The organism is Bradyrhizobium sp. P2_E8 (assembly GCF_056403875.1).
The window spans coordinates 1-9,261 of the sequence record NZ_JBFUES010000201.1; the positions used below are offsets into that span (position 1 = coordinate 1).

Annotated in this window: 10 protein-coding genes; 5 read left to right on the top strand and 5 right to left on the bottom strand. The window is 64.6% G+C overall.

All coding sequences use genetic code 11. From position 1 onward, the window contains the following. The 3 genes from AC1D00_RS13775 to AC1D00_RS13785 all read right to left on the bottom strand — a co-directional run. A partial coding sequence (locus tag AC1D00_RS13775) for an SDR family NAD(P)-dependent oxidoreductase (protein WP_477011043.1) occupies nucleotides 1-517 on the bottom strand: 517 nt, incomplete at its 3' end. Nucleotides 518-526: 9 nt separating this feature from the next. After that, nucleotides 527-1,078, bottom strand: a complete 552-nt coding sequence (locus AC1D00_RS13780) for a carboxymuconolactone decarboxylase family protein (RefSeq protein ID WP_477011044.1) — start codon at nucleotides 1,076-1,078, stop codon at nucleotides 527-529. Beyond that, nucleotides 1,056-1,751, bottom strand: a complete 696-nt coding sequence (locus AC1D00_RS13785) for a TetR/AcrR family transcriptional regulator (protein WP_271574037.1) — start codon at nucleotides 1,749-1,751, stop codon at nucleotides 1,056-1,058. The genes AC1D00_RS13780 and AC1D00_RS13785 overlap by 23 nt, the downstream gene beginning before the upstream one ends. 206 nt (nucleotides 1,752-1,957) lie before the next feature. Between AC1D00_RS13785 and AC1D00_RS13790 the strand changes: the two genes are divergently transcribed. The 3 genes from AC1D00_RS13790 (at nucleotide 1,958) to AC1D00_RS13800 (ending at nucleotide 4,539) form a co-directional block, all read left to right on the top strand. Next, complete coding sequence (locus tag AC1D00_RS13790; protein WP_477011048.1) at nucleotides 1,958-2,923, top strand: Bug family tripartite tricarboxylate transporter substrate binding protein; 966 nt, start codon at nucleotides 1,958-1,960, stop codon at nucleotides 2,921-2,923. Nucleotides 2,924-2,963: 40 nt separating this feature from the next. Next, nucleotides 2,964-3,500, top strand: a complete 537-nt coding sequence (locus AC1D00_RS13795) for a VOC family protein (RefSeq protein WP_404558671.1) — start codon at nucleotides 2,964-2,966, stop codon at nucleotides 3,498-3,500. A 226-nt stretch (nucleotides 3,501-3,726) separates the two neighbouring features. Continuing rightward, complete coding sequence (locus AC1D00_RS13800) at nucleotides 3,727-4,539, top strand: class I SAM-dependent methyltransferase (RefSeq protein WP_477011045.1); 813 nt, start codon at nucleotides 3,727-3,729, stop codon at nucleotides 4,537-4,539. 31 nt (nucleotides 4,540-4,570) lie between these two features. Here the strand turns inward: AC1D00_RS13800 and AC1D00_RS13805 are convergent, their stop codons facing one another. Together AC1D00_RS13805 and AC1D00_RS13810 are read right to left on the bottom strand one after the other, a co-directional pair. Next, nucleotides 4,571-6,127: a L,D-transpeptidase family protein gene (locus AC1D00_RS13805; protein WP_477011046.1), complete on the bottom strand. Its 1,557-nt coding sequence runs from the start codon at nucleotides 6,125-6,127 to the stop codon at nucleotides 4,571-4,573. A 429-nt stretch (nucleotides 6,128-6,556) separates the two neighbouring features. Further along, complete coding sequence (locus tag AC1D00_RS13810) at nucleotides 6,557-7,603, bottom strand: fatty acid desaturase (RefSeq protein WP_135176810.1); 1,047 nt, start codon at nucleotides 7,601-7,603, stop codon at nucleotides 6,557-6,559. Between the two features lie 987 nt (nucleotides 7,604-8,590). Here AC1D00_RS13810 and AC1D00_RS13815 point away from each other — a divergent pair. Next, the gene (locus tag AC1D00_RS13815; RefSeq protein WP_135176808.1) at nucleotides 8,591-8,866 is read left to right on the top strand and encodes a hypothetical protein; all 276 of its coding nucleotides are present in this window, start codon (nucleotides 8,591-8,593) and stop codon (nucleotides 8,864-8,866) included. Nucleotides 8,867-8,881: 15 nt separating this feature from the next. Further along, nucleotides 8,882-9,261: cyclic nucleotide-binding domain-containing protein (locus tag AC1D00_RS13820; RefSeq protein ID WP_477011047.1), on the top strand; the 380-nt coding region annotated here is incomplete at its 3' end.

Consider the following 9,261-nt stretch of genomic DNA (forward strand, 5'->3'; position numbering starts at 1 on the left):
AGACGATGGCGCCGCCATTGTCGAACTTCGGCAGGGCGGCGCGGCAGCACAGCATGGGGCCGCGGACATTGACGTCGTAGATCCTGTTCCACTCCTCGGGGCTGACGGCATCGAGACCGACCTTGCCGAAGGTGCCGATGTTCAGAACCATGCCGTCGAGCCCGCCCAGCGCGCGGTGCGCATCGTCGACCATGCGCTGAACGTCGGCCTCGGACGTGACGTCGGCCGCGATGGCAAAGGCCTCGCCGCCTTCGTCGGTGATGCGCTTCACCGTCTGTTCGGCGGAGGTGTGGTTGAGATCGGCGACTGCGACCTGCGCGCCTTCACGGGCGCAGAGGATGCTCATGGCGCGGCCGTTGCCGATCGGATCGGTTAAGGCATCGAACACGCGCTGGCCGCCGCCGACGATCAGGATGCGGCGTCCGCTGAGACGTCCCCTCCCCGGCACGTCGCCGAGCGACTCGGCGCTCGGCGGACGGACGTAACGCTCCGGCTTGATCTCGGAATTCTCAGCCATGCGCTCCGCCTATTTCTTGCCGCCGTCATAGACCTTCATGCCGGCCGCGGGATCGAGGTCGGTCTCGGTCGCCTCGGTGAGGCGCGCCATCATCATGTAGAAGCCCAGCGCGACGATCGATTCCACGATCTCCTGGTCGCTGAAGTGGCGGCGCATGCCGGCGAAGGTCGCTTCCGCAACGCGGACGTTCTCGACGACCTCGCGGCCGAATTTCAGCAGCGCGCGCTCGGCATCGCTTAAGCCGGCAGCATCGTACTCGCAGCGCTCGACCGCATCGATCTGTCCTTGCGTGCAGCCGACGCCGAGCGCGATCGGCACGTGCTGGCGCCACTCATACGCGCCGCCTTCGAGCTGCGCGGCCTGGAGGATCAGGAGCTCGCGGTTGACCGCCGAGAGCTTCTGCTTGTGCAGGATCGAATTGCCGAGCCGCATCGCCGGGATCATGTTGGCCTCGGCATGCGCCATCATGCGAAAGATGTTGAGCTTGACCGGCATGCGGTCGAACGAGGCGCGGATGTCGCCGCTCGTCGTCTCCGGATCAATCAGGGGCAGCCTTGCCACGCGTTTCTCCCTTGGGTTTTCGTTTCTTGTCGTCGCCGTTGCCTGCCGCGATCAACGACAGGAAGAAGGCGAGATAGCGGTCGATCGCCTCGATCACCTTCGGCCGCGAGGACGGCGTCGCGCCCATCACGTAATGTTCGAGGCGGATATAGATGAGGCCCGCCGCGAACAGCCGTGCGGTCTCGCGCGGATCCGGCGTCGCGACGAGGCCGGCGAGCGCGAAGCCGCGGAAGTAATCGGTCATCAGGCTCTGCTCGCGCGCGTAAAAATGGTCGGCGAACTTGGCACGGATGCCGGGCACGCGGTTGCGCTCGGCGGTGATCACCTTCTGGAACTGATGCTCGCGCGGATCGGACCATTGCTCGACGAGGTCCAATGCAAACTGCCGGCAGAACGCGGCGGGCTGGCGCGCGAGCTGCTTGTAGCGCGGCTCCTCCAGCCGGCTCGCCGAGCTGGCCGGGCCGTGCTCGGCAACGATCGCTTCGAGGATCGCGGCCTTGCCGGCGAAATGATTGTAGAGGCTGCTCTCGCGAATGCCGACGCGGCGCGCGAGCTCGCGCATCGAGGCGCCGCCATAGCCGCTCTGCGCGAACAGATTGAGCGCTTCGATGAGGATGCGCTCGCGGGTGGTGGGCGCGGCCGCTTCCGCCGCGCTGGAGGTGTGGACAGCCATGCGCTTGACTAACGAACGATCGTTCGCTAGTCAACCGGACCAACGATCGCCGCCGGGCTTCCTGTACGAGGATCGCCGGCCGCGGCTCAGCAACAACTCCGCCAGAGCGGTCGCATTCAACTCCGCTGCCTTGATAAGCGGAGAGCAATTTGGGGGACGACGTCATGGCGCGCTTCGCTCGCCTTTTGTCCGCGCGGCAAACCATCATGAAGCTGCGCATCATCATATTGTGGTTGCTTACCTTATCGGTGTCGCTGCCGGCGCGCGCCGAGGACCCGGCCGCCTACCCCAGCCACAAGATCAGGATGCTGCTGCCCTATGCGGCCGGCGGCGGCGGCGACGTGATCGGCCGGCTGCTCGCGGACAAGATGGGCAAGACGCTCGGACAGAGCGTCTATATCGAGAACCACACCGGCGCGGCCGGCACGCTCGGCACGCAGATGGTGGCGGCGGCAGCGAACGACGGCTACACCATCACCATCGGCGGCATGACCACGCATGTGCTGGCGCCCGCGATCTATCCAAAGCTGGCTTACGATCCGATCAAGGATTTCACGACGATCGGCCGCGTCGGCACCTCCTCGATCATGCTGGTGGCGACCAAGGATTTTGCCGCCAATGACATCAAGGGCCTGATCGCGCTCGCCAGGAAGGGCGAGCCGATCCAGTACGGCAGCTGGGGCGTCGGCTCGACCGGGCAATTCTGCGCGGAGATCTTGATGCAGCAGGCCGGCATCAAGATGGACCACGTGCCCTTCAACGGCATCGCGAAACTCGCCGGCGACCTGCTCGGCGGCCACATCTCGCTCGCCACGCTCGACATGGCGACCGCAACGCCGCTGGTGAAGGACGGCTCGATCAAGGCGCTGGCCGCCTGCGGCGAGCGCTCGCCGAGCCTGCCTGACGTCGCGAGCTACAAGGAACAGGGCGTGGCGTTCGACCGCAGCCTGTCCTGGGCGATGTATGCGCCGGCAGGCCTTGCCGAGCCGGTCGCGAAGAAGCTCTCGGCGGCCCTGAAGGACGCGCTCGGCGATGCCGAGGTGAAGGACAAGCTGTTGGCGCTCGGCATTACGCCGCAATTCGTGCCCGGCGAGGAGCAGCGCGACATCAACGCGCGCGACATCGCCGCCTGGAAGCAGGTTGCCAAGGACGCCGGCATCGAAGTCAAGTGAATCGAGGACAAGTGAACAAGGCGGCAAGAGGAGCGCGGGCATGAGCCGCATCTTCGGCGCGGTGCGCCAGAACGGATATGTGGTGCGGGACATCCACGCCGCGATGAAGCACTGGATCGAGGTAATGGGCGTCGGCCCCTGGTACTACATGGACCGCGTCCGGACCGACTGGTTTCGTCATCGCGGCCAGGACTCCGCCGTCGAGATGAGCATTGCGCTGGCCAATTCCGGCGACCTCCAGATCGAGCTGATCCAGCAGCGCAACGACGCGCCCTCGCTCTACAGGGAATTCCTCGACGCCGGCCACGAAGGCCTCCAGCACATGTCGTATTGGAGCCACGACTATCAGGCGCTCTACGACAAGGCGCTCGGACTTGGTTACAAAGTGGGCCACGAGGGCCAGATCGGTGGCGACAAGGGACGCTTTGCCTATTTCGACACCCAGGCGCATCCGGGCACCGTGATCGAGATCTCCGACATCAGCGGCACCAAGGGGCCGTTCTTCGAGAAGGTCCGGCAAGCGGCGATGAACTGGGATGGATCACGGCCGATCCGGGAGGTTGTCGCGAAATCGTAGGACCGGTCACTGGCCGCCGCGTCCGCATATGAGGTGGGCGTTCCGTGCACTGAAGCTTCCGCAGCGTCATGCCCGGGCTTGTCCCGGCCATCCACGTGCCAGCCAGGCGGAAGGAAGAAGGTGGATGCCCGGATGCAGGAACCGGCGGGGTTCACGTCGCTGCTCGCGCGGTAGATGGCGTTCCATGGTAGCTTGATCCCGTGTCCGAACCTTCAGCGAGGCAAACATGTCCTCCACCGACAAGGTCTTCGCCGGCTCGATCCCGAAAATCTACGACGAGTATCTCGTCCCGCTGATCTTTTCCCACTACGCCGCCGACATCGCCAGGCGTGTCGCCGCGCTCGCCCCGTCTACGCTGCTGGAAACCGCCGCAGGCACTGGCGCGGTCACGCGCGCCGTGGCGGCGGCGCTGCCTGCCGGCATCCGTTACGTCGCAACCGACCTCAACGAGCCGATGCTCGCGGTCGCGGCGCAGCGCCAGGGCGAAGACGAGCGCATGTCCTGGCGCCAGGCGGATGCCACCGCGCTGCCCTTCGACGATGCCGCGTTCGACGTGGTCTGCTGCCAGTTCGGCGCCATGTTCTTTCCGGATCGCATCATGGGTTACGCCGAGGCGAAGCGGGTCCTGCGGCCGCAGGGCACGTTCGTGTTCAACGTGTGGGACCGCATCGAGGAGAACGTATTCGCCGACGAGGCGACGGCCGTGCTCGGAAAGATCTTTCCCGACGATCCGCCGCGCTTCATGGCGCGGACGCCGCACGGCTATCACGACAAGGCCGTGATCAAGGCCGATCTGGAGCAGGCGGGCTTTCGTCACATCTCGATCGAAACGCTTCCCGCGGTGAGCCGCGCGCCGACGCCCGAATATGTGGCGTTCGCATACTGCCAGGGAACGCCGCTACGAAACGAGATCGAGGCAAGGGATGCGAGCAAGCTTCAGGCTGCGACGGACGCCGTTGCCGAGGCGATCCGAACGCGCCATGGAGCCGGACCGGTCGAGGGCAAGATCCAGGCGCTGGTGATCACGGCGCAACCGTAGTTGCGGGACGCTTCAGCTTGCGTCCCGCGTCCTACCAGAAGCTCCGCGGCATCGGCTGCGCCGGCTGATAATACGGGTAGCCGCCGCGCTGGCGGCGCGGGTTGACGGGTTGCGGGTTCGGATCGCGCTGGAAGAAGAAGCCGAAGCCGTTGCCGCCATTGTCCCAGCTGTCGTCGCTCGCAATGTCCATCGGCGCGGTCGGCTTGCGCGTGATGAACCCGCCCTGGGGCTGGTTGCTCAGCACCGCGACGAATTCGGTGCGGTAATTGGTCTCGCTGCTCAGCGGCTCGTCCGAGATGATGATCGACGAGCGCGGCAACGCGGTCGGCGCGATGCGATCCCACACGTCCTGCGGAATGGTGATACGGTCGAGCGCGTCCTTGGCGTCGTCGCCGTTTTCGATCGTCACGACGCTCCAGCGCAGGCCGGTATCGTTCTTCGCCATCGCGGTGAAGATATGCGTGCCGAGCGGCCGGTCGGGATTACGGATCGTGACCGGGACCTCGATGCTGGTGTCGAACACCTCGCCGCCGCCATCCGGCGCCGGCTTGTGCGTGTTCCGTCGCACATAGAGCCTCTGCGTCGCGCGGCTGATGTAGACCGATACCGGCTCGAGCGCGAGTTTGGCGTCGGTCGCCGCCTTGACCGCATCGGCCTTTTTGGTCGCAGTCGCCTTCGCGGCCTCCTTCGTGGCAGCGACCGCGTCGCGCTTCGGCTGCGCAGCGGCCTTGGCGGTGTCGAGCTGCGTTGCCGCATCGGCAGCCCTGGTGGCGGCCTTCTGCTTCAGCTCCTCGGCCTTGGCGCGGGCCTGATCGGTCTTTGCAGCCGCCAGCGTCTTGTCGGCGAAGGCGAGCTCGGCATCGGCGCGGGCCTTCTGCTGTTCCAGCTTGCGCAGCGAGGTGGGAAGCGATGCAGCCTCCTTCGCGGCCATTGCCGCGGCCTTCTTGGCCTCGTCGGCGGCCCGGGTCGCCTCCTCGGCCTCGGCGGAGAGCTTGTCGGCCCGGCTCGGCACCGCCGCAATGGCTTCGCGCTTCGGCACGAACAGCGAGGGATGGGTGAAATCGATCGGGGCCGCGTCGTTCGGCGAGATGATCACGCGCATGCCGATGTTGGTCTTGTCGAACAGCCCCTCCGCAAAGCCGAAGGGCATCCGCACGCAGCCGTGCGAGGCGGCATAGCCCGGCAGCGGCCCGCCATGCAGCGCGATGCCGTTCCAGGTGATGCGCTGCATGTTCGGCATCCAGGCATCGTCATACATGGTCGAGTGGTGGTCCTTGTCCTTCTCGACGACGGCGAAAACGCCGGCCGGCGTCTCGCGCCCGGTGGTGCCGGTCGAGACCGGCGCGCGCAGGATCCAGCCGTCGGCGTCGTAGAAGGTGACCTGCTGGCTCTTGATCGACACGATCGCCATGATCGGCTCGCCGGCCTCCCGCGGCGCCACCGCCTCGGCCGGCTGGCGCGCCTGCTTGGCCGCGGTCGCCGGGTTCACCACGGCAAGCACGGCCAGCGTCGCAAGCGCAATCATGCCGGGATGGGCCCAACGCCGCATCGCCAGGGTGGATTGCGCCGTCGTCAGTCGGTTTTTCATGCCATGCCCCGGTCGAAATGCCAGTCCGCGCTCATGTCGATCACGTCTCAGATTGCGATCTTTGGATTAAGAAATCGCAGCCGCCATACGTTCCGTCTGTGGCGATATTCGGCACGTTCCGGCGACAAATCTCTCATATACGACGGCTTGCGCAGGCGGAAGAGTGGCTCGCGGCCGGGGCTGGCCTGAGGCTGGCGGCGATCGCTGCGGCAGAATGTCCGCCTTGGAGGGGGCGGATCCGCCGGCTTTTGTCCCCATTGCGGAAATGGAGCTCCCGGCGATCACAATCCGGGTCACGCGATGCGGCCGGAAACCGGCCTATATTCTTTGGACCGACAGGCTTTGGTCGAGAAAGGTGGCTAAACGCCCAGCACCGTCCGGCCGAACCTCAGCCGCAAACGCAGCTGGGGGCGCGTGCATTCACGACCTTCAGCGACCCCGCCGCGAGGCGACCGCCGTCGGCGAGGCGGTTGAGGTCAAGGCAGCCTCTCCAAAGGAAACGAGTTGCAGCCGCTCCTCATCCCACAAGGTCAGCCGCACGGTCCGCAGGCTCTGCAGCAGCGTGATCCGTCCGACGCCGGCGAGCTGCGGATGGTCCCGCAACACGTCCGGCAGGCGATAGCAGGGAATTCGGCTGCTCAAATGATGGATGTGGTGGACGCCGATATTTGCCGTGAACCATCGCAAGACAGCCGGCAATTGGTAGTGCGAGCTGCCGTGCAGCGCAGCGTCGTGAAAATTCCAGGTCTCGTCATGGGACCAGTAGGTGTGCTCGAACTGGTGCTGGACGTAGAACAGCCAGACACCGATCGACGCCGCCAGAACGACGATCGGCAGGTGGACCAGCAGGAGTGGCCCATAGCCGACCAGCCGGATCATCACAGCGACGAGAATCGCGATCGCGACGTTCGTGCCCATCGTACTCAGCCAGGGCTTCCAGCCGCCGCGCATCAGCCCGACCGGCAACCGATGCTTCAAGATGAACAAATACGTGGGACCGACGCCAAACATCACGATGGGATGCCGATACAAACGATACAGCATCCGGCGCCATCGCGATTGGTCGCGAAACTCGCGCACGGTCAACGTATCGATGTCCCCCGAGCCCCTGTGATCGAGATTGCCGGAGTTCGCATGATGGCGGGCATGGTTTTGCCGCCAGTAATCGTACGGTGTCAGTGTCATCACGCCGATGGCTCGGCCGACCCAGTCGTTCGCAACGCGGCCGCGGAAGAACGAGCCATGTCCGCAATCATGCTGGATCATGAACAGACGGACCAGCAAACCCGCCGCGGGCACCTCGAGCAGCAGAGCAAACCAATAGCCGTGGTCAAGAGCAGCCCAGATCAGAGCCCAGATGACGCAGAGCGGCACCGCCGTGATCACCAGTTCGAGAACACCGCGCGCACTGTCGGCCTCGCGATAGCGGGCGAGCAACTGCGCCGACGCGCGGATCTCCGGCGTTCCTTGAGTCATTTCTGGTCTGCTCCCGATGTCCACCGAAGAAGTACTGTTATCGCCCACGGACGCCTCCGGCAGCAGTTATGAGGTCGTGCCCCGCACGCGCTCATATTGATCCGTACCAGGATGTCCTGCTGAGCAATATTGCTCACGCCGGGAGCCGGCGTTGTCGCCGAATTAGCCTGCCCCCCATGACACACCGCGACTGAGATGGAAAGGGTTAGGTCGGACGCATTGCCGGCCGGCCGGCGATTTTCCGGCAATGTGAGCAATATTGAACCGAGGCTGACAGGCGAGCGCGGCATGCTCACCACATCGCAGCCGTCGAATCGGCTGTCATCGGCGGCGGCTTCGGGTCCAGCGTACCCCGCCATATGGGCAGGAGCTTCATATGTCCGAGGTCTATGCTCGTCCAGAACCGACGCTGATTCCGATACCCCGGCCGCTCTGCCCGGCCTGCCAAAGCCGCATGATTCTGGTCCACGTCGGGGCAAATTGCGACGGTCCCAATCTGCGAATCTTCGAATGCTCCAAGTGCGGGAACGTCCGCAAAATATCCATGGACGATCCGATGAGATCAGCCAGGTAGCAGCTGAAGGGAAACGCGCGAGGAAGCGGCCCCAGCACGGGGGTGCGAACCGGGGCCGCCATTCATCTGGCCCGCAAGCCAACCGGCCGCGATGCCCACAGCCAATATGACGAAAAGGCTTTCACCAGGATGTTCATTTTCACACCAACGGACGACCAAGCGGTGTTCCATCGCCGGTCAGCCTAGACCTGAGCAGGGGTGGATGATGTGCAAAAGTGCTCAGATGCCGATCGCGTGATCGGCGCGCGGCTCACGATCAATTGCGGACCATTCCTTCAAAGGTGAGCAATTCTGCTCTGCGGCAGAGCGAGCCAACCGATAGAGTTCTCTAACGGCCGTCTCCCGCCCGGCACGACGAGCAGCGTCGGCAAGTGACCGGTATGCCTCTGCAGGTTCGTCCAGGAGATCTCATATTGACCATCAGAACAACGCGGACCACCGTTTCGTTCGCCAATCCCTTCGTACTTCAGGGCCTCGAGGGCGCTCAGCCCGCCGGTGAATATGTCGTCCTCACTGACGACGAGCAGATCGAAGGGTTGTCGAGAGTCGCCTATCGGCGCGTGGCGACGCTGTTTCAGACGCCCGCGAGGTCTGCCTCCCAACTGCTGATCCAGTCTTACGCGATCAGCCAAACAGAGCTGGATGCCGCACTCATGAAGGACCGGCATCAGACGGTCGTACGGCATTGAGCGCAGGCGAGGCTTATGGCGAGCCGGCCGAAGCCGCCGCCACAATTGTGTGGTCGGGATCACCGGCAGGTCCGAGGGTGTAAGCAAGATTTGCCTAACGCGCCCGGCACCGGACCTGCTAAACTGACCTTCCACCAGGCTCTCGACGACGTCATGCCAAGAGCGGCGAAAAGCGCGTTCGACCCAAAACTCTTTCTCGCCAAGGTCGGCGACGGCAAGGCCATATTGAATTTCGACAAGAACCAGGTCGTGTTCTCGCAAGGCGACGCCGCGGATACCGTTTTCTACATCCAGAAGGGGAGGATCAAGGTTCTCGTCGTCTCCGAACAGGGCAAGGAAGCCGTGGTCGGGATCATGGAGCCCGGACAATTCTTCGGCGAAGGCTGCCTGAACGG

Coding starts and splice junctions, on each gene's coding strand:
- AC1D00_RS13785 (WP_271574037.1), bottom strand. CDS start 1,751: ATGGCTGTCCACACCTCCAGCGCGGCGGAAGCGGCCGCGCCCACCACC.
- AC1D00_RS13790 (WP_477011048.1), top strand. CDS start 1,958: ATGAAGCTGCGCATCATCATATTGTGGTTGCTTACCTTATCGGTGTCG.
- AC1D00_RS13795 (WP_404558671.1), top strand. CDS start 2,964: ATGAGCCGCATCTTCGGCGCGGTGCGCCAGAACGGATATGTGGTGCGG.
- AC1D00_RS13800 (WP_477011045.1), top strand. CDS start 3,727: ATGTCCTCCACCGACAAGGTCTTCGCCGGCTCGATCCCGAAAATCTAC.
- AC1D00_RS13805 (WP_477011046.1), bottom strand. CDS start 6,127: ATGAAAAACCGACTGACGACGGCGCAATCCACCCTGGCGATGCGGCGT.
- AC1D00_RS13810 (WP_135176810.1), bottom strand. CDS start 7,603: ATGACTCAAGGAACGCCGGAGATCCGCGCGTCGGCGCAGTTGCTCGCC.